Genomic DNA, 22,305 nt, shown 5'->3' with positions numbered 1-22,305 from the left:
GGCACCGACAACCTCCTACTGGATTGGGTGCCAAGTCCTACCGTAGCCTTCTTTAATCAAGGGAATTTTAGTTAGAAGGCATCCTCCTCCTCTTCATCCCCATAGTCATCGTCCTCGTCTGCGAGTTCGTCCTCCTCATCCTCAACATCACTGCTGGCGAATTCAAAATCGCGAGCCCCTCCCGTAATCTTTTCAATCACATGGGGTGCGGTTTCATCATCAATGAGGACATCTTCACCAAGGTCAGCAGTCACATTGACCGTCGTCATCTTTGGTGATTCAGGTTCGGGGCTGATAACGTGGGTTTGGCCCAAGCGATCTTCACCCTCTTCCCACTCTTCATCGCCGTTGCCACTTTCCTCGTAGCTGTTGAAGCCGGTACCCGCTGGGATGAGACGGCCAATGATCACGTTTTCCTTGAGTCCCCGCAGCCAGTCGGACTTACCTTCAATGGCCGCTTCAGTGAGTACCCGGGTCGTCTCTTGGAAACTGGCGGCTGAAATGAAGCTATCGGTATTCAGGGAGGCCTTGGTAATCCCCAACAGAACAGGGGTATATTGGGCGGGTGCACCACCGGTAAGCGCCATGGGTTCGTTGGCTTGTTCCGCCTGACGCAGAGTCATGAGTTCACCGGAGAGCAGGATTGTATCGCCCGCATCGTCAATCCGAACCTTGGAGGTCATCTGGCGGACAACCACCTCAATGTGTTTATCGGCAATCTCAATACCTTGGCTGAGATACACCGACTGCACCTCGTTGACCAAGAAGGATTGCACCTTCTCAAGGCTAGTTTGGGCAGCTTTGAGCAACCCTTGGGGTTTGTAGTACTCAAAGTAAATTGAGAGGATGTCGTGGGGATCCACAGGACCATCGGTGAGGGGGTCAGCAAGATTGACCTTTTGACCATCCACCACCAAGGGGTTTTGGCCCGGCAAGACAGGGTATTCCTGAATCGTGCCATCCTCTTCAATGACTTTGATGTCTACGCTGTCGTCACTGTTGTAGGTGACTTGACAGGTGCCGGGGCGCACCGCCAGTACGCATTTTTCCTTGGGATGGCGAGCTTCAAGGAGTTCTTCAATCCGAGGTAACCCCTGAATGATGTCACCCGTTTTCGCCCGCTCAAACACCAACAGCGCGAGGTTATCCCCCCGTTGCACAAGGTCGCCCTCTTCAATTTGCAGCACGGCCCCCGGCGAGACCAGGTAGGGACGGGCCAAGCGCAGGATCACGTGGTCATCGGCCACTGCCATGACAGCGGCAGTTTCAGGAGCGGTGACCCCTTTGGCCAGTTCATCGCCAGGACGCACCAGATCGCCAACTTTGACGGTGGGCTTGGCACCATTGGTCTGTACCCGCAGGCGATCGCTCTCAGTAACGACCAGAATGCGGCGAACAGATTCACCACTGCGCAAGATTCCCTGCACCTCACCCGCTTGCTTGGCTTTAATGTCCGTGCGGGCAATCACAGCACCGGGGCGAATGTGATCACCATCTTTGACCAGAAGGGAGGTAAAGGTGCTCCCTTGGGTCTGATCCGCAGCAATGTCACGGCGAATAACCAAGGACTCCAGAATCACCAGTTGGAGGCGCTGGGCTTCTGGATCCACCTCATCCGTGACAATTTCAATGTCAGCAGCCAGTTGTGGGGCTTCGCTGCCAATTTCAAGGACTAACTGCGTCCGCAGCAGATCAACGCCATCAACGGATTTGACCCGCTCATCGTGTTTGTAGGGCAACCGCTGCACGGCCCGCAGGCGAATCGACTGCCCTGAATTATCACTGGAGTCCTGACTGGGTACCGATGGCTCATCAGGAACGTTAAATTCTTGAACGGGGCGCAGAAGAATCGCTGGTCCTTCGGGGGTGTCCTCCAGATAATCTACTTGCGAGAGGGCTTCGACCACAAGGCCGGGGAGGACCTCTTCACCGGGACGGGCCAAGATGCCATGCTTTAGCCGTGCAGCTTCCGGATCATCCACAAGGTGAAGTTCACCGGGCTTAATAATAATTTCCCGCAGGATGTCGTTTTTCTGGATGACTTCGACAACACCGCTGTTTTGACAGAAGATGTCCTTGACAACCTCAGTCCCCGCTTCGACGTATTGGTTGTCCTCCACCATCAGCAGGGAAATATCCTTGTTCACTTCATGGGTTTCTTCGGGAATCCATAGGAGGGTCCCCCCTTTGAGGACTTCATAGCCCTGCTTGGCCTTACCTTTTTTGGCCACTTCGATGTCGGCGTATTTGAGGATACCGCCCGTCGTGGTGTGGTAGCGATCGTCAATCAGCTCAGCCACCACTTGGCCATTGGCCACCTTGGTGCCAGGAGCTGCCTTCAGGGAAAAGCGCTGGCCAGTGGCGGTCTCAATAATGTAGTGCTCGCGTCCCTGCTGCGTTTCCTTGAGCACTTTCGCTTTATCCAGCATCACCGAAGCGGTAATAATTTCCACCTCGCGACTGCCTTTGCTGTCCTGTTGTTCAGGAAGACGCACCACACCTCCATGCTCGGTTTTCACAGTGGTTTCTGCAAGCACGGCCCCCGCTTCAATGCGATCGCCATTCTGAACAACCGGCTCAGCACCAGGGGGCAGATTATACACTTCCCCAGACAGTACCCAAATTAACCCACCCTTGGGGGCAATGCGCGTTGTAGTGCCTTGGCGATCGCGCTTCTCCTCCACTTCGAGGTTGACGAACTTCACTTGACCCGCCAAATCCGAGGCCACATCCTTAGTTACTTTCTCCGTGGACTTACGGACACTGCGGGAGGCCTGGGCCACTTCCGCCAATAATTGACCCGCTTCGACGGTTTCGCCATCCGCCACCAGGACAATTGACCCTTGGGAGAGGTCAAATTCTTGACTTTGCTGACCGCCTTTGATCACAAGCTTGCCAGCGGTTTCGACAATAAAGGCATCATCACCGTGGCGAGTGCGGTAGGGACGCACCCGCAATTTCTTGCCGTACTCCACCGTACCGGCAAAGGGAGCGCGCTCTTGGCGGGCCACTTCCCCGGTAAACACCCCGCCGGTGTGGAACGTGCGCATCGTCAATTGCGTGCCGGGTTCGCCAATGGATTGAGCAGCAATAATGCCCACCGCTTCTCCCATGTCCACCAGTCGGGCATGGGCAAGGCTCCAGCCGTAGCAAAGACGACACACAGAGCCAGTGGCCTCGCAGGTGAGGGGCGATCGCACCACCACTTCTTCAATACCAGCATCAACAATTTTCTTAGCGATATCAGCGGAGATGGCTTGATTTTTGGCCACCAGCACTTCGCCCGTTTGCGGATGGCACACATCATTGAGGGCCACCCGACCCAAAAGGCGATCCTGTAGCGTCAAGACCTTATCCCCCACGGTCATACTGCGCAGCGTAATGCCTCGCTCCGTTTCACAATCCTCTTCGCGGATAATCACATCTTGGGAGACATCCACCAAGCGCCGGGTCAGGTAACCGGAGTCCGCCGTCCGCAGTGCCGTATCCACCAGTCCTTTGCGTGCACCGTAGGAGGAGATAATGTACTCCGTCACCGTCAGACCTTCGCGGAAGTTGGTTTTAATCGGCAGGTCAATGATTTCCCCTTGGGGATTAGCCATCAAACCGCGCATGCCCACTAACTGGCGCACCTGCGAGAGGTTCCCCCGCGCCCCGGAGAAGGCCATCATGTACACGGAGTTGAGGACATCAGTATTGCGGAAGTGCCGCACCACCTCGTTTTTCAATTCTTCGTTTGTGCTGTTCCAAGTATCAATGACCTTTTGGAAGCGTTCCACCTCCGTGATTTCACCCCGCGAGTAGCGCTCCTGAGCGGTTTTAATTTCCCTTTCTGCCGCTGCGAGGAGTTCCTGTTTTTTGGGGGGCACCAGCAGGTCATCAACACTGATGGAGACGCCGGCGCGCGTGGCATAGTGAAAGCCCAGGTCTTTGATTTTGTCGGCCATTTCCGCTGTGCGGGCAGTGCCAAAGTTGCTAAAGGACCAAGCAATCAGGTCCCGCAAGCCTTTTTTGTCAATGATGCGGTTAAAGAAAATAGGCTTTTTCTCAGTCATGGTGTTGGGGTCTCCCAAATTAACTGGCTAGGGCTTCTTGAATCGTTTGGTTGTAGATAATGCGACCGGGGGTGGTGCGGATGTATTGGGAAATCCGTTGACCGTTGGCATCCTCCTTGATCCGACGCAGGGAATACTCCAGCAAACGGGAGCCATCTTCATAGGTCGTAATCTGGGGTTCACTGGTGTCGCCATCGTCCACCTCACCGTCGTAGCGCACCCAAACAAAGGCATGGAGAGGCAAGTGCCCCTGTTCGTAGGCCATGACCACGTCTTGGAAGTTGGCATAGTAGCGATCGCTATAATCCGGCAGCTTAGGATTTTCTGCCGTCAAGTAATAGCAGCCCAAAACCATATCTTGGCTGGGGGTAATAATTGGCTTGCCCGTGGCCGGCGACAGGATATTATTCGAGGCTAGCATCAGCATCCGCGCCTCCGCCTGGGCCTCAATCGAAAGGGGCACGTGCACCGCCATTTGGTCACCGTCAAAGTCGGCGTTGAAGGCAGGACACACCAAGGGGTGCAGTTGAATCGCCCGCCCTTCCACCAGAATCGGCTCAAAGGCCTGAATCCCCAAACGGTGGAGTGTCGGCGCACGGTTGAGCAGCACCGGGTGACCCTCAATGACCTCCTCCAGCACATCCCAAATTTGAGGATCATTGCGCTGGATCATGCGCTTGGCCGCCTTAATGTTGTTGACAATTTGTTGGCGAATCAAGCGGTGAATCACAAAGGGCTGAAAAAGTTCAATCGCCATTTCCCGCGGCAGGCCACACTGGTGCATTTGCAGTTTTGGCCCGACCACAATCACCGACCGACCAGAGTAGTCCACCCGTTTCCCAAGCAGGTTTTGGCGGAAACGTCCCTGTTTCCCCTCAATAATGTCGGACAGGGACTTCAGAGGACGGTTATTGGCACCCACCACCGTGCGACCGCGACGACCATTATCAATCAGGGCATCCACCGCCTCTTGAAGCATCCGCTTCTCATTGCGGACAATAATCTCGGGCGCCAGAATCTCTTGCAGGCGGGCGAGGCGGTTGTTGCGGTTAATGACACGGCGGTATAAGTCATTAAGGTCAGAGGTGGCAAAGCGCCCGCCATCTAACTGCACCATTGGCCGCAGATCCGGTGGAATCACGGGAATCACGGTCAGGACCATCCATTCCGGCTTGGAGCCAGTGGCAATAAAGTTATCAATGACCCGCAGGCGTTTGATGAGCTTGGCGCGTTTTTGCCCCTTAGAGTTGAGGATTTCCTGCCGCAGTTGGTCGGCCTCCGCTTGCAAATCCAAATCCCGCAGCAGGCGTTGAATGGCTTCAGCCCCAATGCCCACCTCAACACCTTCTAGCTCCGAGTCCTCCCTATAGATCTCCTCTTCGATTTCCTGCCACTGATCTTCACTCAGGAGCTGCTTGTAGCTGAGGTCAGGGTGATTGCCTGGATTCAGGACTACATAGGAGTTGAAATAGACAATTTGCTCCACATCCCGCAGGGGCATATCCAGCAGGATTGCCATGTAGCTGGGAATCCCCTTTAGATACCAGACATGGGTAACTGGGGCAGCCAACTTAATGTAGCCCATGCGATGGCGGCGCACCCGTGATTCGGTGACTTCAACGCCGCAGCGCTCACAGACAATGCCGCGATGGCGCACCCGCTTGTATTTACCGCAGTGGCACTCCCAATCCTTAGCAGGGCCAAAAATCCGCTCGCAGAAGAGGCCATCCATCTCCGGCTTGAGGGTGCGATAGTTAATAGTTTCTGGCTTGGTTACCTCGCCCACCACTTGACCGTTGGGGAGAGTGCGCTGTCCCCACTGAATGATGCGCTCGGGTGAGGCCAGAGACACTTTTACATAATCAAAGCGTTGCTCGAGTCTGGGCATAAGCTCACAAATCCTTTGGCAGTAAATGGATCAGGGGGGCGATCGCCCCCAAACAAGCTGACTCAGTTCTGAGTGTTTAGAATGTCGTTGCCCCTTCTTTATCGTCCGTGTCGTCTAGGGCACTGTAGTCAATAGTGGGTCGTGCCGGCGTACGGCGAGGACTGACATCCACCATCAAATCCACCTCGGGGTCAGGTTTCATTTCGCCATCGTCATCAAAGCTGGGAATACTGGCCTTGCGCACAGAAATATCTAAGCACAGGGATTGCAGCTCCCGCATCAGCACCTTAAAGGACTCTGGCGTGCCCGGTCGTGGAATGGATTGCCCCTTCACAATGGCATTGAGGGCTTCATTGCGTCCTTGCATATCATCGGACTTGACCGTCAGTAACTCTTGGAGAATATAGGCGGCACCATAGGCCTCCAGTGCCCACACCTCCATTTCGCCAAAGCGCTGACCACCTTGCTGGGCTTTACCACCGAGGGGCTGTTGGGTAACCAAGGAGTAGGGACCGGTGGAGCGGGCGTGGATCTTATCGTCCACCAAGTGGACCAGTTTCAGCATATAGGCCATTCCCACCGTCACTGGTCGGTCAAAGGGTTCACCCGTGCGGCCATCATAGACGACCATTTTGCCTGGATTCTCAGGGTTAAAGACCCAATCTTGACCCGTGACATCTCTGGCCTCTTGCAGTTTGGCATGGACTGTTTCGCGGGATTTTTCTTTGCCGTGCATTTCATCAAAGGGGGTAATTTTAAAGCGACGACCAAGGCATTCTCCAGCCCAGCCCAAAAGACACTCATAGACTTGCCCCACATTCATCCGTGAGGGCACCCCCAAGGGATTGAGGACAATATCCACCGGCCGACCATCGGGCAGGAAAGGCATATCCTCCACCGGCAGAATGCGGGAAATAATCCCCTTATTGCCGTGGCGACCAGCCATTTTATCCCCCACTTGAATTTTGCGCTTCTGGGCCACATAAACCCGCACCACCATATTGGCGCCGGGGGGTAGCTCATCCCCTTGCTCACGGGTAAAGACGCGCACATCGACAACGCGACCTTTTTCACCATTGGGCACCCGCAGGGAGTTATCCCGCACATCCCGCGCTTTTTCACCAAAGATGGCACGCAGCAGTTTTTCTTCGGGGGGTTGATCCGATTCCCCTTTGGGGGTGACTTTACCGACGAGAATATCGCCTGCCTCTACAAAGGCACCGATGCGGATAATGCCGTTTTCATCCAATTGCCGCAGGGCTTCTTCAGAGACGTTGGGCACTTCGCGGGTAATTTCCTCAGGACCGAGTTTGGTTTGCCGCGCCTCAATCTCGTACTTCTCAATGTGGATAGAGGTATAAACATCCTCTTGCACCAGCCGTTCGCTAATTAGGATGGCGTCTTCGTAGTTATAGCCTTCCCAGGGCATGTAGGCCACAAGGATGTTCTGGCCAAGGGCAAGTTCACCCCCTTCGGTGGCAGAACCATCGGCAATGACTTGTCCCGCTTGCACGCGATCGCCCACAAAGACAATCGGCCGTTGATTCAAGCACGTATCTTGGTTGGAGCGCTGGTATTTTTGCAACGTGTAGGTAATCTCAGGGCCATTATCCGTTTTGACGCGAATTTGATTGGCATCCACATAGCTGACCACGCCATTGGTCTGGCTGAGAATCACCATACCAGAGTCCCGGGCTGCTTGGGCCTCTAGGCCTGTACCCACCAAAGGACGCTGCGGGCGCAACAGGGGAACGGCCTGCCGCTGCATATTAGAGCCCATAAGGGCACGGTTGGCGTCATCGTGCTCTAGGAAGGGAATCAGGGATGTAGCCACAGAGATAATCTGCACTGGCGAAACCGCCACGTAGTCCACCTGATCAGGGGTTGTGGTTGTGAAATCTTGACGATAGCGCACAGGTACCACATCACCAAGGATGTAACCGTTTTCATCGGTGGGCACATCCCCCGGCGCCACCCGCTTATCATCCTCTTCGTCAGCCGTCATGTAAATAGGAGGCTGATCCTTAAGGACGCGACCATCTTTCACGGGATAGAAAGGCGTCTCAATAAAGCCATATTCATTGACACGGGCATGGGTAGCCAGGGAGCCAATCAACCCGGCGTTGGGGCCTTCAGGGGTTTCAATGGGGCAAATGCGACCATAGTGGCTAGGGTGAATATCCCGCACAGCAAAGCCTGCCCGCTCCCGAGTGAGACCACCGGGCCCTAGGGCACTTAAGCGCCGTTTGTGGGTCAGTTCCGCGAGGGGGTTGGTTTGATCCATGAACTGGGAAAGCTGGCTAGAGCCAAAGAATTCCTTAATGGCGGCTACCAAGGGCTTTGGATTCACCAGTGAAGTGGGCGTCAAAGAATCCGTGTCAGACACCGTCATCCGCTCGCGAATAATGCGCTCTAGGCGATTGAGGCCAACCCGCACTTGGTTTTGCAACAGCTCACCGACAGAACGGACACGGCGGTTGCCCAAGTGGTCAATGTCATCAATCGTTCCCAGGTCAAACTCTAGGTTAATGAGATAATCAATGGCGGCAAGAATATCCTCTGGGGTGAGGATGCGCACCGAGTCAGGAATATTTAACTGCAACTTGCGGTTGAGCTTGTAGCGACCCACCCGGCCAAGGTCGTAGCGCTTGGGATCAAAGAAGCGCGACTCTAGCAACTGTTGTCCCCCCGAGACCGTGGGCGGCTCCCCTGGACGCAGTTTTTTGTACAGTTCAATGAGGGCGTCTTCCTCAGAGAATTTGCCTTCTTTTTCAACGGTTTTTTGGTAGTACTCGGGGTGACGCAACCGCTCTAGGATTTCGCTATCGGTTAATCCCAAGGCCTTGAGGAGAACGTGCGCCGAGAGCTTACGGGTTTTGTCAATGCGTACCCACAGTAGATTGTTTTTATCAGTTTCAAATTTCAGCCAAGCGCCCCGGTTGGGAATCAGGCTGGCATTGTAGGTGCGACGACCATTTTTGTCGGTTTCTGATTTGTAGTAAACACCAGGACTGCGGACAATCTGGTTGACAATGACGCGCTCTGCACCATTGATAATAAAGGTGCCGCGATCGGTCATCAGGGGTAGATCCCCAATGAACACATCCTGGTCAATGATATTGCCGTTTTCTTTATTAATGAGGCGAGTTGGGACATACATTTGCATTGAGTAGGTGGCATCCCGCCGCTTGGCCTCATCTACGCTATACTTCGGCTCCTTGAGTCGGTAGTCTTTGGCCAAAAAGTGCAACTCAATTTTGCCGGTATAATCAGTAATAGGGGAGAAACTCTCTAGCTCTTCAATGAGTCCTTCTTCAAGAAACCATCGGAAGCTGGCCCGCTGAATCTCGACAAGGTCTGGCAAGGTAAAGGCGGGTGGCGTGTAAATCTGATTACTAGCCATGTATATCCTCTAGAGGGTATCGCTAAAACGCGGATCTTGCATCATAAGCAAAGAGGCGTCGCCCTGTCAAGCACACCAAAAGCTCCGCCTACGGCCAAAGGTGCCGCCGGAGACCTCGCAAAGAATGAAGCTGTTGAAAACAAGCAAAGTTGACAAGTGCCACTGCCGCGCTTGCAAGCCGCTACCTACGACGATAACACAGAGTTGCTATGTTTCAGCACTAGGACGCGGAGAGGAATTGGAGCTGCTACCCCTGAGTTGGCGAGCAATGATAGGGTCCGCCAGCTTGCGGTTTGCCTTTGGGTCTATAAAGGGCAATGGGCGCTCTCTGTTGGGAACCTAAAGGATAATCGGCGAGTTTCACCGGTGCAGCCTGCCCTGGGATGGCGTTCTTAGGCAGAAATCCCAAGGCTGGTCTCTGAGAGGTGGCCATCTTCCATGTGAATAATGCGATCGGCAACATCGAGAATACGGTTATCGTGGGTTACGATTAAAATGGTGCATCCCTGTTCACGGGCAAGGGTGCGCATAATTTCCACTACATCGCGACCGGATTTTTTATCGAGGGCAGCCGTCGGTTCATCGGCAAGCACAATTTTTGGATGTCCCACTAGAGCGCGGGCGATCGCTACCCGCTGCTTTTGCCCTCCGGAAAGTTCATGGGGATAATAGTCTAGCCGTTCTCCTAGACCAACGGCACAGAGCATTGCATCCACCCGCTCGCGCACTTCCCGTTGACTGAGGTGGGGTTGCAAATCCAGCGCCATCTGCACATTTTGGCGAGCCGTCAAGGCATGGAGAAGATTGTGGCCTTGGAAGATATAGCCCGTTTGTCGCCGGATTTGAATTTGCTGCTCTTTGGTGGCATGCCGTAGTTCCTGACCAAGCACCCGCAGACTGCCTTCCTGAGCCGAGCGTAGGGCACCAATCAGCGTTAAAAGTGTTGTTTTGCCTGATCCCGAAGGCCCCGTCATGATCACAATTTCGCCCGCCTCAATCCGAGCATGCAGATCAAAGAGAATTTGCTTGCGCAGTTGCCCCTGACCAAAATAGTGATTGAGGCCTTGAATGTGGATCACTGGCTCCATAACACCATCCTAGAAAATATCGGCAGGATCAGCTGCTTGAATCCGCCGCATAGCGATCGCCCCCGAAAGGGTACACATTAACACCGTCAGTGTAAAGACCAAACTGGCGCGTTCTACGGTCATCCAAACTGGCAGAGAGGTGGCATTGGCAATAACGATATACAGTAAAAACGAAACAATAAAGCCGGGCACATAGCCCATACAGGAGAGAATGAGGGACTCCTGCATCACCACGCCATAGAAGAAGACATCGCGATAGCCCATTGCCTTGAGGGTGGCATACTCTGCTAAGTGATCCGTAACATCGGTGTAGAGAATTTGATAGACAATGACAGAGCCAACGATAAATCCCATCAGGGCACCGAGGGAGAAAATAAAGCCAATGGAGGTACTCTTTTCCCAGTAGCTGCGCTCGAATTCAGCAAACTCCTCGTGGGTCAGCACTAGCACATCATTCCCAAGGGCAGCATTCATCCGCCGTGCCAGGGCCTTTGTATTTACCCCCGGCCGCACCCGCACGAGCCCCACATCAATTAGGCCAGGATTGCGTTCCGGGAACAGCCGCAAAAAGTTCAAATCGCTAGTGAGCAAGTTACCATCGGCACCAAAGTTGGCTCCCATGCGAAATAAGCCTGCCACGGTAATTTTGCGGCCAGAGACTTCGGTTGTCACCTGCTCCCCTTGGCGGTATAGCTCAGGAATTGGCCCAAACTCAGCGCGGGATTGAGCATCAAAAAGAACGTGATCCGCGAGCTTAATGGCATCCTGCCAGTGGGGGGTATCGGAGACGGCAATGGAGACGGCCATCGGATCCACACCAATCACCATCAGTTGGCGAGTACTTTTATTAATGGGATTGCGCCAGAGGCCAAAACTGAGGTAAAGGGGAGAAACAGACTCGACCCCTTCAAAGCCCGCTGCTTGGTAGAGCCGCCGCCGCGGAAAGCTGCGCATAGCGATCAGCGCCGTGGATTGCGGACTAATGAGGACAATATCGGTGTTTAAGCTCTCGTGGAAGCGCACTGCGGCCTTAAAGAGGGCATCGCGAAAGCCAAACTGCATCAGCATGAGTACAACCGCAAAGGCAATACCGGCGATCGCCACCAACAGCCGAATCCGCTCCCGAATCAATTGCAACCAAGCAAGGGGAATTGCAAAAATCATCGGTACACCTCAACGGGGATCAATGGCCACTTCCACCTGCATATTGGTCAGACCTGCCACCGGTTCACTGTTATCTAAACGAATTTTGACTTCCACTACCCGCGCATCTGTTTTTGCAGCCGGATCTGTATCGGTCACGTCATTTTTGGCCACCACCAACCCCACCTGAGCGACACGGCCACTCAGGGGCGCCCTGAGGGCACTACTGCGAATTTCAGCCCGCTGACCCACACGCACCCGGGGCACATCGGTTTCATACACCTCCGCAACGGCATACATTTGGTCAGTATTGCCCAGTTCGAGAATGCCCCGTTCATTAATGTTTTCGCCAGCACGGGTGTGAATGCGCAGAATGCGGCCTTTGCGCGGTGCCCGAATAATTGTCCGCTGCAGGCGGGCTTCCGCCAGCTTTAGATTGCGCTCCGCTGAAAGAAGTTGCACTTGGGTTTGTACGCGTCCTAGATTCGCTTGGGCAGCGTCCACTGCAGCATTAGCAGTGGCCAGTTCTGTGCGGCGCTCTTCCTGTAAGCGAACGAGGTTGGCCTGGGCATTGCGCAGTTCTTCCTGTAAGCTGCGAACACGGACCGTGCGATCGTCGAGATCCTGTTGCGACACTGCCCCATCGGCAAAGAGTTGGGCAAAGCGCTGATATTCCCGATTGGCAGTTGCGAGTTCCGCTTGGATACGTTGAATGGTGGCCTGCTGGGCAGCAATGGCGGCAATAGCGGGTTCATTGGCGCGATCGCGACGCCGCTCGGCTTCGGCAATTTGAGCAAGGGCTAAGCGGGTTTCAGCCTCATAGCGTAGGCGGGCTTCCTGCAATTGACTGGCCGCCAAGTCTCGTTCGGCTTTGCGCTCCGGATAGGTATCTAAATAGGCAAGGGGTTGACCGGCAACCACGCGATCGCCTTCGCGTACCAACAACTGTCCCAATCGCTCCGTCATCGAGGGGGCACTCACCGCCACCACTTCCCCTTCTGGCTCGAGTCGACCAAGGGCGGTAATGCGATCGCTGATAGGGTTGGCTAGGGCAGCTTGAATTGCTTGTTCCTCACGGGCTCGCTGAAGCTGCTGCCAATAGTTCCAGCTCAGGAGTAAGCTCCCTAATCCGATGGCGATCGCCCCCCCGATCAGCCATGGACGACCAATTTTGCTCAGAAATGGCTGTCCCATGGGACGACCTCATCAATCCCTGCAGGGCAGTTAAGGTTAATAATTATGACTTCATCTTAATATAGGCTTACGCGATTATGAAGAAGTGCTAAGGTCGCCGACCACAGGATCGCCAAAGGGCTTGCCGTTCTAAAGGCAGAATGTCCCGCCATTGTCCGGGGGCAAGGTCGCCCAATTGCAAGTTGGCGATCGCCACCCGTACCAAACGCAGTGTGGGAAATCCTACCGCAGCCGTCATGCGGCGGACTTGGCGATTGCGCCCCTCCCATAGGGTCAGGCTTAGCCACTGCGTGGGGATATGGCGGCGATAGCGAATGGGGGGATGCCGTGGCGGCAAGGGGGGGTCTTGATCGAGGACTGCCACGCGAGCGGGTCGGGTGCGATAGCCTTGGATCACTACCCCCGCTGCTAATTGGCTCAGGGCTGCTGTATCGGGCTCACCTTCCACCTGTACCCAGTAGGTGCGCGGATGACCATAGCGAGGATCCGTTAAGCGGTGTTGCAACCAACCATCATTGGTGAGGAGAACTAGCCCCTCACTGTCGTAGTCTAGGCGGCCAGCGGGATAAACATCGGGGATAGGAACGTAATCTTTAAGGGTTGATCGCCCCTCTTGATCTTGAAACTGGCACAGAACCCGATAGGGTTTGTACAAGAGAATATAGCGATAATTCATGGTTAGGAAAAGTCTAACCGCGACGCCGTTTTACCTCAGTTTATGACCTAGTAAAAACTAGGGGGGAATGCCAACTGCAGACTTAGAAGTTTCTGGTTGAAAGACCAGTTTACTGCCGCCCGCAGTGTTGATTCCCAAATGTTTTGCAATTGTAGATCACAAAACAATATTGGCAGTCACCAACGTCGCAGCTAGACTAGAGCTACTATAGCACATCTACTTTGGGGGCTAGCTTTAGATATCGAGGTTCTCTAGTGCCAACTGTGGGCCATAGGTCTCGATAAATTCACGCCGAGGTGCCACGCGATCGCCCATGAGGATTGTAAAAATGCGATCCGCCTCAGCGGCATCTTCAATCTCCACCCGTTTGAGAATGCGGGTTTCTGGGTTCATCGTTGTTTCCCACAATTGTTCTGGCATCATTTCCCCTAAACCCTTAAAGCGTTGGATGGTGTAGTTGGCATTTTCCGGGAAGGAGGCAATCTGCTGTTGCAGCTCGCGATCGCTATAGCAGTAGAAGTGCTGGCGGCCCCGTTCCACTTTATACAGGGGTGGGCAAGCAATATAGATAAACCCTTGGTTCACTAGCTCCTGCTGATAGCGGTAGAAAAAGGTCAACAACAAGGTGCGGATATGGGAGCCATCTACGTCAGCATCGGTCATGAGAATAATCTTGTGATAGCGCAACTTGGCAGGGTCAAATTCCTCCCCCTTCACGCCCAGACCAAGGGCAGTAATTAAAGACTGCACCTCGTTATTCTTGTAAATTTTGGCATCATCGGTTTTTTCAATGTTGAGAATCTTGCCCCGCAGCGGCAAAATTGCTTGGAATCGGCGATCGCGCCCCTGTTTAGCACTCCCACCAGCAGAATCCCCTTCGACAATGAAAATTTCTGAGACAGCCGGATCCCGTGAACTGCAATCCGCTAATTTCCCTGGCAGCGTTGAAGACTCCAACACCGACTTGCGCCGTACCATTTCCCGTGCCCGCCGCGCTGCTTCAGCCGCATTGAAGGCTTGGATGGCTTTTTCCAAAATCGTGTCGGTGATGTTGGGATGAAAGTCAAGGTACTCCGTGAGGGCTTCGCCAACAATGGCATCGACAATGCCGCGCACTTCTGTATTGCCCAGCTTTGTTTTTGTTTGCCCTTCAAATTCAGGGTTGGGCACCTTTACCGAAATAATGGCTGTGAGGCCCTCGCGAATGTTTTCCCCGGCAAGGTTGGGATCGTTTTCTTTGAGTTTGTTGCGCTGGCGGCCAAGGGCATTGAGGGTCCGCGTCAGCACCGCCTTGAGCCCTTCCATGTGGGTACCGCCATCAATGGTGCGGATATTATTGGCAAAGCCTAGGAGATTTTCACTATAGGCATCGGCACACCACTGTAGGGCTGCCTCCACCTGCACATCGTTTTTTCCCCTTGAATATAAATAATCTCCGGATGCAGCGGTTCCTTTTCCTGCACCATGTAGCGGACATATTCGCGGATGCCGCCTTCATAGCAGTAGGTTTCAGCCAGGGGGGGGCTAACACGCAAATCCTTAAATTCAATGCGAATGCCAGCATTGAGGTAGGCGAGTTCCCGCAGCCGTGTCATCAGCACCTTGGCATCAAATTCAATCGTTTCAGTGAAAATCTGGCGATCGGGAAAAAAGGTCACTGAGGTGCCGCGCCGTTCCTCAGTATCGGGGGTCTTTTCGAGGGGAGTCGTGGGAACCCCCCGTTCATAGCGCTGATGATGGACAAAACCATTGCGCCACACTGTCACCTCTAACCATTCCGAGAGGGCATTCACCACAGAGACACCCACCCCATGCAACCCCCCTGAGACTTTGTAGCCACCATCGCCAAACTTGCCCCCCGCATGGAGCACCGTCATCACGGTTTCAACTCCAGAGACGCCTGTATCGGGGTGAATATCCGTGGGAATGCCGCGCCCATTGTCGGTGACAGTGACGGAGCCATCGGCATTGATCTGGACTAAAATGGTGGAGCAGTAACCGGCCAGGGCCTCATCAACGGAGTTGTCCACGACTTCATAGACCAAGTGGTGAAGTCCCTTGGGGCCAGTGCTGCCGATGTACATCCCCGGTCGTGTCCGCACGGGTTCAAGGCCTTTGAGCACCCGCAACTGGGCAGAGGAATACTCGGCGGTCATGGCAACTCCCTAACTGCTATAGAATTGAGGCAAATGCGTTTTCACTTGCCTAAATGTCAAATCTGACCTAAATTTTAGCACATAAGGCTTATAGGCGATTCTAGGAAATTTTCAGGCTGTATTTGAGTGGGGGATGCAGGGTTAATTGTTATTGGGGGGGCAACGGCTACGGGCAAAACGGCGCTGGCGATCGCCCTTGCCCAGCAATTGAAGAGCGTCATTTTGAGTGCCGATTCCCGCCAGGTCTATCGCGGCTTTGACATTGGCACAGCCAAGCCCACCCCAGCCCAGCAACAGCAGGTGCGCCACCACCTCATTGATATTTGTGACCCCCGCGATACGCTGACCCTAGCAATTTACCAAGCCAAGGCTCAAGCCCTGATTGCCCACTACCACGCCCAAGGGATCACGCCCCTCTTGGTGGGGGGGACAGGATTGTATATCCGCAGTATTACCCAAGGGCTAACCATGCCCCAAGTCCCACCGCAACCCCATCTACGGGCCCAACTCATGGCTCTGGGTCAGCAGGAATGCTATCAGTGGCTGCAGCAGGTGGATCCTGTGGCGGCGCAACGGATCCATGCCCACGATCAAGTGCGTACCCTGCGCGCCTTGGAGGTCTATTACACCACTGGGCGGCCCCTCAGCCAGCAGCAACGGCGCCAACCGCCTCCCTACCGGATTTGGTACTTTGCCCTCACGGGGGGCGATCGCCAACAGCAGCGCCGCCGTATCGAAGCCCGCACTGAGCAGATGCTAGCCATGGGCTGGCTCGATGAAATTCGGCAACTGCAAAGGCACTACGGGGAGGATTTGCCCCTCCTAGACACCTTGGGCTATCGGGAAATGCGCCAATATCTGCGGGGAGAAGTTACACTCGCGGAGGCTATTGCCCTCACAGTGCAGCACACCCAACAATTTGCCAAACGACAGCGGACATGGTTCCGGGCAGAACCGGGCATCCATTGGCTGCAAGCCACCACCCTAGAAGGGCAACTGGCAGAGATTCAAGCACAATTAACTCTCTGCCCCAACACCACTGCAACAAAGCGGCGGATGAGCTGATTGGCATAGGGGGTGGGGCGAGCCGTTTGCTTGAGGTTTTCCAGGTCTGCAGTGCTCAGTTGATAGCGATCGCAATAGCGACGAATGCGGGCAAGGAGGTCGCGATCGTCCACCTCGGGATGAAACTGAAAGGCGTAGAAGGGTTTCCCCTCCAAACGAAAAGCATGGTAGGGACACAACTCGCTGTAGGCCAGTAAGGTTGCTCCCGCGGGCAGGGTCAAGGCGCGCTCCTGATGTCCAGAAATGGCCCAAAAGGGATTGGGAAAGCCAGCAAACAGGGGATCCGCGACTCCGGCCGGGGTGAGATACAGAGGGTAGGTGCCCATTTCCATGGCCGCGCGATCCACAATTACCCGTCCCCCCAAGGCCTGCACTGCCAATTGAAAGCCAAAGCAGGAGGCCAGCACGGGGATCCCCTGCTCAATACAGGCCAAAATTAAGTCCATGGCTGGTGGCACAAAGGGATAGAGGTCTGGCTTGAGCACTGTGGCATCACTGGAGCCGCCAATAAAAAGTGCATCAAAGCCTTGAATACAGTCGGGGGTAAAGTCATCACAGGCGAAGCCATTGAGGACTGTAAATTGCTCGGCAGCCAGGCCACTGAAGCGAATAAATTCCGATAGTTCCTCTTGCTGGGTGGCGCGATCGCCCCGTGCCTGCAGCAGTAGAATTCTTAGGGACTTCACAGTTTTCTAGGGTTTAGAAATCTCAATGGGCTGAGGGGTTGGCGGGCGCTGGGTGTCCACAAAACTAAACACAAGGGAGGTTTCAAAGAGTCCCACGTTTTGCTGGAGGGTTGGCTGCATCCGGGTTTTGCCCGTCAGGCCATAGGCCACAGCAAGGCCACAGGTGCCCCCAAGGTCATTGACTTCCTTGATCCAGTCGAGGAGCAGCGAACCACTTGCGGCGTCAAAGGTATCCAAAAGCCACAGATGATTGGCGTTTGTCTGAGCCAGGAGCATGACGATTTGCTCAGGGCCGGAGAGGGGAAAGACCGTCAGATGGTGAATGCCGCCCTCCTCAACAATTTTGGCGGTGAGCGCCGCCGCCGCTGATTTTTTGGTTTGAATCGTCAACACAGGATAGCCCTTAAACTCCTCGGGAATCTCTCCCCGTTGATGGTAAGCAACCGCTGCTTGTAATTCCTCTAGCTCCTTAGGAGGAAACCGCTTGAAGAGAATGTAGGCCTCCTCAGGAATCGCTGCGGTATCAATGGGAATCTGGCGCTGTGATTTGCTGTCCTCAGTGTCCTCATCAATGCCCGGTATCATCTGGGGCGCTGTTGCCACTTGCACCTGATAACCAAGGGCAAAATGGCAGGGTGAAGGAATCTTGAACCGCAGATTCAGTTCAGGGTACTCTTCCTTCTCAAACTGTTTCTTTGTCTTTTTCCAGAATTTGATCAGCGCCGCGATCGCCACATAGACCATCTCAGCCTCTTCAGGGGCATAGAAGTGACGGATCCCCTCCAAAGGATGGATGACCCCCAGTTCAATGGTGTAAGCATGCCCCCTAAGGACGAAAGAGAGATCGTTGCCTAAATCCTCCTCATCAACCTCGGAAAAATTCAAGAAGAAACAATCGTTGCGCAAAACCGTTTCCTCGAGGCGTTCAGCGTCCTCTTCATCAATGTAGGGATACTCTTGATCAATCTGCTGCCAAAAGTTGCGCAGTGCCTCCTGCCCTCGGTAGAGCATCAAACCAAAGTCACGCTTGGCCCCCTGGGGGCTCACCAGTACTGCAAAAAGGGTGGGGGAGTCCCAAGCATCGCAGTGGAGTTGAAGGGGGGTAACACTGTTGAGGCGCCGCCAGATATCCAGCTGGGCAAATTCCCCAATTTTCTGTTTGTAGAGGGGAACGTATTCCCGGGGGAGTACCTTGACATTTTGATCATCCCTGGTTGCTGCCGCCGCCATAAATTCAAAAAAATCATCAAGGGGGGGAACCTGGGCTTGATACTCCACCTGGATGTCGAGGGGAGCAACCACACCGCGCAGGAAAAATTGCAACTCACGGTCATCAACGATGATGGCGTCGGGACGGCAGGGCTGAGCTTCGGGATGACGGGGATATTCGATCGCCTGCACCAACAGCCGCGTCAGTTGCTCTGGGGTAGGTGGAAACTGACCGATCCCCATACTGCGTATCACCTGCTCCTTAGGATCGAGCCAAGCAGCACAAAAGGCCTCATCGTTGTCAGTACCGAGACTGCGACCGCCACCCACCCAAATGGCGGCAACTTGCGGTAAATTCAACAGACGACGGATGGTCGCAGTGGGTAGGTTCACAGGGCGATCGCTCCCAATTCCATAACCCTTCCACTCTAGCAAATGATAAAAATGGGTCGCACTAAGTATTTTTTGGGGTTTGATCCGGGGCAAGACAAGTGCGGTCTAGCCCTTGCCCTTGGTCAAGAAGTGGTGCGCCATGAAGTGGTGGCCAGCGATCGCGCGATCGCCTGTGTGCAGCAGTGGCACCAAGCCTACCCCTTTGAACAGGTGATTATAGGCAATCAAACCACCTCCCGCCGGTGGCAGCAGCAACTGCAAGCAGCTTTAGCTGTGGAAATTATTCCAGTGGATGAGCGCAATAGTACCCTAGAGGCCCGCGATCGCTATTGGCAACTCTTTCCACCCCGCAGTTGGCAACGGCTCATTCCCAAGGGGTTGCGCGTGCCCCCCCGCCCCATTGACGACATTGTGGCTATTGTTTTATTGGAACGCTACTGTGGCTATCCTCTGCTGCTCAGTCAGAGGCAATAAACTTTATAATTGTCGGATTACAGTACAGCACGGCAGCCGTGGAGAAAGGCACCCTCATTGAATTTCGGGTCAATAACCAGCGTCGCTTGGCGGTCATCGATCGCCCCGAAGGTAAAAAGCATTGGATTGCCATTGATCAGCATCTGCAAGCCCACACCATCCATCCGCGCCAACTCACATTTACGGTGCCCGAAGAGCGGTTTCGCCCCCAAGAGATTCCCACATTTTGGCAGCAGGTGCAGCCCCTCTTGGATGCCGACAGTTTAGAAGTGGCTTGGGAAATTATCCGCGAGGAAAACCGCACCATTACACCGGCGGATTTAGCCGAGCTGCTTTTTTCGGAGCGATCGGCGGTGGCCTGCTATGCCGCCTACTATCTTCTCAGCGAGGATCGCTTCTATTTCAAGCTCAAGGGAGAAACCTACGAGCCTCGGCCAGCGGCTCAAGTGGCAGAACTCAAACATCAAAGCCAGCGGGAAGCCCAACGCCTGGCGGAGGAAGTCAGCTTTCGCGAACATTTAGCTCAAGCCCTTAGGGGCGAAGCTGTGGAGTGGTCGGCCAGCGATCGCAGGCGCCTGGAACAGTTAGAACGTTATGCTATAGCCATTGAATCCAGTGCCCAACACCAAGCTGCCATTGATCTCCTCAGTGAGTTAAAGCGTCCTACTCAACCCCTAGGGGCATTCCAACTGCTGGTGGATCTCGGCCTTTGGTCGGAGCACGAAAATCTCTTCCTGCGCCGGAGTCAAATTGATGTTGAATTTTCTGCCAAGGTACTTGCTGTGGCCCATGAACGCCTGACCTCACCCCCCACGGACATTGACGCTCCCCTGCGCCGCGATCTCACCCATCTCAAGGTCTATACGATTGACGATGAAAGCACCCAAGAAATTGACGATGGCCTTAGCCTAGAGGTCCTGGGCGATCGCCAAAAGCTCTGGATTCACATTGCCGATCCCAGCCGCTGGGTGATGGTGGATGATGTTTTAGATCAGGAGGCTCGCCGCCGCGCCACAACAGTCTATCTGCCGACGGGGATGATTCCCATGTTTCCCACCGAGTTGGCCACAGGCCCGATGAGTTTGGTTGCGGGACAAACCTGTTGCGCCCTGAGTTTTGGCATTCTTTTGGCTGAGAGTGGCGAGGTTTTAGAGTACGAAATTTGCCCCAGTTGGATTCGTCCCACCTATCGCCTTAGCTATGACGATGTGGACATGATTTTGGAGCAAGGGGTAACTGGAGAAGCGGATCTGCTGGCGATCGCCCAATGGGGACAGCGGCGCAGTGAGTGGCGACGGCAACGGGGAGCGATTCGCATCCACATCCCTGAACCAAACATTAAAGTGGCTGGTGAAGAGGTGGAAATCTCGCCCCTCCATGATTCACCCGCCCGCCAGCTCGTGGCAGAAATGATGATTCTTGCCGGTGAAGTGGCTGCCCATTTTGGCGCCCGTGAGGGCATCCCCCTGCCCTTTCGCAGTCAAGCGCCGCCAGAACTGCCCTCAGAGGAGGAATTGCTGCAACTACCCGCTGGAATAGTGCGCGACTGTGCCATTCGCCGCTGTATGCCCCGCAGTGAAATGGGTACCCAACCCAATCCCCATGCGAGCCTTGGCCTTGATGCCTACTGCCAAGTGACGTCCCCCATTCGCCGCTACACGGATCTGCTGGCACACCGTCAGATTAAAGCCCACCTGCGGGGGGAAACCCCACCCCTAACACCCGAGCAACTGAATGAAATTCTCCTGGGGCTGGTGTCTTCCCTTCAGGAGTCTTCCCTTGTGGAGCGGCAAACCAACCGCTATTGGTGCTTAGAGTATCTGCGGCGGCATCGCGAAGAGGTGTGGCGGGGCATTTTACTGCGTTGGTTGCGTCCTGAGGAGGGGCTGGGGCTGGTTCTGTTGGAGGATTTGGCGGTGGAACTGGCAATGCGCTTTCAACGGCAGGCCAAGTTGGGAGAGTGTGTGCTGGTGCGCGTCAGTCGTGTGGATCCCCGCAGTGATCAAATTTGGCTGGAGGAGGTGCCTGCTGAGACACCAATGCCCGCAGAAACCGTTGCATTATCCTAAAAGCATGAAAAAGTGGCAGTGTATGCAAGGGTGTGGGGCCTGCTGTTACCTTGACTTGAGCGATCGCCCAGAGGTGCCCACTATTCTCAATGACGCGGAATTTGCCCTCTACCAATCCCTCATTGGTGCCGATGGCTGGTGTATTCACTTTGAACCCCTGAGCCGCCGCTGTCGTATCTATGAGAATCGCCCCCGCTTTTGCCGCGTCACCCCAGAGGTTTTTGAGGACTTGTACGGCATCCTACCGGCGGAACTGGATGAGTTTGCGGTTCAGTGTTGCTGTGAACACATTTGCGATCGCTACGGTGAACGGAGTTTTGAACTGCTGCGCTATGAATATCTAGTCGGGCGTAGCGTAGATTCTCCCCAAGCAGATCCCCCACCTTGTCACTGAGACACTGCCCTCTATAATGACAGCAAATGACAGCAAGTGTGTTCAGCCAGAGCCATGAGCGAGCAGTGGATGCGGGTTAACTTGGTAGAAGGCTCGGTAAGTTTTTGCTTTTCGCGCCCAGCGGCAGAGGCTCTACGCCAAGAGATTCAAGCCTTAATGGAACGGATGCGGGCGATCGCCAGAGCCAAAGCCAGCGGTACGCCTTTGGCCGCGCAAGCGGCGATGGAATACCAGCACGTTGGCGAAGTCTTTCTTGAAGTGTTTTGTAATCCGAATATCTGGCCAAACCCCTACGCTGCTAAAGTTCTTTTGACGGTACGCGATCAGCGCATGCGCTTAATGACTGAGGCAGAACTCAATCGTCTTGTGGAAGACCTCAACCAGTTTCTTGAAAGCGCTACCCCCTAGGGGG

The 22,305-nt window shown here is 54.5% G+C and carries 14 protein-coding genes, 1 other RNA gene and 1 pseudogene; 5 read left to right on the top strand and 11 right to left on the bottom strand.

What is annotated here, in order from left to right:
* Positions 1-71 precede the first annotated feature (71 nt).
* The 9 genes and pseudogenes from NK55_RS01520 to gyrB form a co-directional block, all read right to left on the bottom strand.
* A complete protein-coding gene (locus tag NK55_RS01520; RefSeq protein WP_024124090.1) occupies positions 72-4,055 on the bottom strand; it encodes a DNA-directed RNA polymerase subunit beta'' in 3,984 nt (1,327 codons plus the stop codon).
* Between the two features lie 19 nt (positions 4,056-4,074).
* The gene (locus NK55_RS13930; RefSeq protein WP_024124089.1) at positions 4,075-5,943 is read right to left on the bottom strand and encodes a DNA-directed RNA polymerase subunit gamma; all 1,869 of its coding nucleotides are present in this window, start codon (positions 5,941-5,943) and stop codon (positions 4,075-4,077) included.
* A 76-nt stretch (positions 5,944-6,019) separates the two neighbouring features.
* The gene (gene rpoB, locus NK55_RS01510) at positions 6,020-9,346 is read right to left on the bottom strand and encodes a DNA-directed RNA polymerase subunit beta (protein WP_024124088.1); all 3,327 of its coding nucleotides are present in this window, start codon (positions 9,344-9,346) and stop codon (positions 6,020-6,022) included.
* Positions 9,347-9,738: 392 nt separating this feature from the next.
* Positions 9,739-10,434, bottom strand: a complete 696-nt coding sequence (locus NK55_RS01505) for a DevA family ABC transporter ATP-binding protein (protein ID WP_024124087.1) — start codon at positions 10,432-10,434, stop codon at positions 9,739-9,741.
* A 9-nt stretch (positions 10,435-10,443) separates the two neighbouring features.
* The gene (gene devC, locus NK55_RS01500) at positions 10,444-11,598 is read right to left on the bottom strand and encodes an ABC transporter permease DevC (protein ID WP_024124086.1); all 1,155 of its coding nucleotides are present in this window, start codon (positions 11,596-11,598) and stop codon (positions 10,444-10,446) included.
* A 9-nt stretch (positions 11,599-11,607) separates the two neighbouring features.
* On the bottom strand, positions 11,608-12,771 hold the full coding sequence (locus tag NK55_RS01495; protein WP_024124085.1) for an ABC exporter membrane fusion protein: 1,164 nt from the start codon (positions 12,769-12,771) through the stop codon (positions 11,608-11,610).
* An 88-nt stretch (positions 12,772-12,859) separates the two neighbouring features.
* A complete protein-coding gene (locus NK55_RS01490; protein WP_024124084.1) occupies positions 12,860-13,447 on the bottom strand; it encodes a pseudouridine synthase in 588 nt (195 codons plus the stop codon).
* A gap of 10 nt (positions 13,448-13,457) precedes the next feature.
* Positions 13,458-13,644: non-coding RNA, 6S RNA (gene ssrS / locus NK55_RS12630), on the bottom strand.
* A 37-nt stretch (positions 13,645-13,681) separates the two neighbouring features.
* Positions 13,682-15,603, bottom strand: a pseudogene (gene gyrB / locus NK55_RS01485) (DNA topoisomerase (ATP-hydrolyzing) subunit B).
* A 126-nt stretch (positions 15,604-15,729) separates the two neighbouring features.
* Here gyrB and miaA point away from each other — a divergent pair.
* Positions 15,730-16,668: a tRNA (adenosine(37)-N6)-dimethylallyltransferase MiaA gene (gene miaA, locus NK55_RS01480; RefSeq protein WP_024124083.1), complete on the top strand. Its 939-nt coding sequence runs from the start codon at positions 15,730-15,732 to the stop codon at positions 16,666-16,668.
* On the opposite strand, the gene NK55_RS01475 is transcribed toward miaA, so the two are convergent.
* Positions 16,611-17,354 (bottom strand): type 1 glutamine amidotransferase, encoded by a 744-nt coding sequence (locus NK55_RS01475; RefSeq protein WP_024124082.1) that lies wholly within the window; start codon positions 17,352-17,354, stop codon positions 16,611-16,613. The two genes, miaA and NK55_RS01475, sit on opposite strands and share 58 nt — an antisense overlap.
* A 6-nt stretch (positions 17,355-17,360) precedes the next feature.
* Entirely contained in the window at positions 17,361-18,956 is a 1,596-nt protein-coding gene (locus NK55_RS01470; protein WP_024124081.1) for a DUF6930 domain-containing protein, read from the bottom strand.
* A gap of 42 nt (positions 18,957-18,998) precedes the next feature.
* Between NK55_RS01470 and NK55_RS01465 the strand changes: the two genes are divergently transcribed.
* The 4 genes from NK55_RS01465 to NK55_RS01450 are packed head-to-tail and all read left to right on the top strand — an operon-like array spanning position 18,999 to position 22,301.
* Positions 18,999-19,430: a Holliday junction resolvase RuvX gene (locus NK55_RS01465; protein ID WP_157869621.1), complete on the top strand. Its 432-nt coding sequence runs from the start codon at positions 18,999-19,001 to the stop codon at positions 19,428-19,430.
* A 38-nt stretch (positions 19,431-19,468) separates the two neighbouring features.
* The gene (locus NK55_RS01460; protein ID WP_024124079.1) at positions 19,469-21,499 is read left to right on the top strand and encodes a ribonuclease catalytic domain-containing protein; all 2,031 of its coding nucleotides are present in this window, start codon (positions 19,469-19,471) and stop codon (positions 21,497-21,499) included.
* A 4-nt stretch (positions 21,500-21,503) separates the two neighbouring features.
* The gene (locus tag NK55_RS01455) at positions 21,504-21,893 is read left to right on the top strand and encodes a YkgJ family cysteine cluster protein (RefSeq protein ID WP_041428912.1); all 390 of its coding nucleotides are present in this window, start codon (positions 21,504-21,506) and stop codon (positions 21,891-21,893) included.
* A 54-nt stretch (positions 21,894-21,947) separates the two neighbouring features.
* On the top strand, positions 21,948-22,301 hold the full coding sequence (locus NK55_RS01450) for a hypothetical protein (protein WP_024124077.1): 354 nt from the start codon (positions 21,948-21,950) through the stop codon (positions 22,299-22,301).
* Positions 22,302-22,305 lie beyond the last annotated feature (4 nt).

The sequence above is a fragment of the Thermosynechococcus sp. NK55a genome (assembly GCF_000505665.1).
Lineage (GTDB): Bacteria > Cyanobacteriota > Cyanobacteriia > Thermosynechococcales > Thermosynechococcaceae > Thermosynechococcus.
Note: the sequence above shows the minus strand (reverse complement) of the source record. Positions and strands in the feature narration are given on the sequence as shown.

Excerpts from the sequence above, each read along its gene's own strand:
- NK55_RS01455 (WP_041428912.1), top strand. The coding sequence starts at position 21,504 with ATGAAAAAGTGGCAGTGTATGCAAGGGTGTGGGGCCTGCTGTTACCTT.
- rpoB (WP_024124088.1), bottom strand. The coding sequence starts at position 9,346 with ATGGCTAGTAATCAGATTTACACGCCACCCGCCTTTACCTTGCCAGAC.
- NK55_RS01490 (WP_024124084.1), bottom strand. The coding sequence starts at position 13,447 with ATGAATTATCGCTATATTCTCTTGTACAAACCCTATCGGGTTCTGTGC.
- NK55_RS13930 (WP_024124089.1), bottom strand. The coding sequence starts at position 5,943 with ATGCCCAGACTCGAGCAACGCTTTGATTATGTAAAAGTGTCTCTGGCC.
- NK55_RS01465 (WP_157869621.1), top strand. The coding sequence starts at position 18,999 with ATGATAAAAATGGGTCGCACTAAGTATTTTTTGGGGTTTGATCCGGGG.
- NK55_RS01450 (WP_024124077.1), top strand. The coding sequence starts at position 21,948 with ATGAGCGAGCAGTGGATGCGGGTTAACTTGGTAGAAGGCTCGGTAAGT.
- NK55_RS01520 (WP_024124090.1), bottom strand. The coding sequence starts at position 4,055 with ATGACTGAGAAAAAGCCTATTTTCTTTAACCGCATCATTGACAAAAAA.
- NK55_RS01505 (WP_024124087.1), bottom strand. The coding sequence starts at position 10,434 with ATGGAGCCAGTGATCCACATTCAAGGCCTCAATCACTATTTTGGTCAG.
- devC (WP_024124086.1), bottom strand. The coding sequence starts at position 11,598 with ATGATTTTTGCAATTCCCCTTGCTTGGTTGCAATTGATTCGGGAGCGG.
- NK55_RS01495 (WP_024124085.1), bottom strand. The coding sequence starts at position 12,771 with ATGGGACAGCCATTTCTGAGCAAAATTGGTCGTCCATGGCTGATCGGG.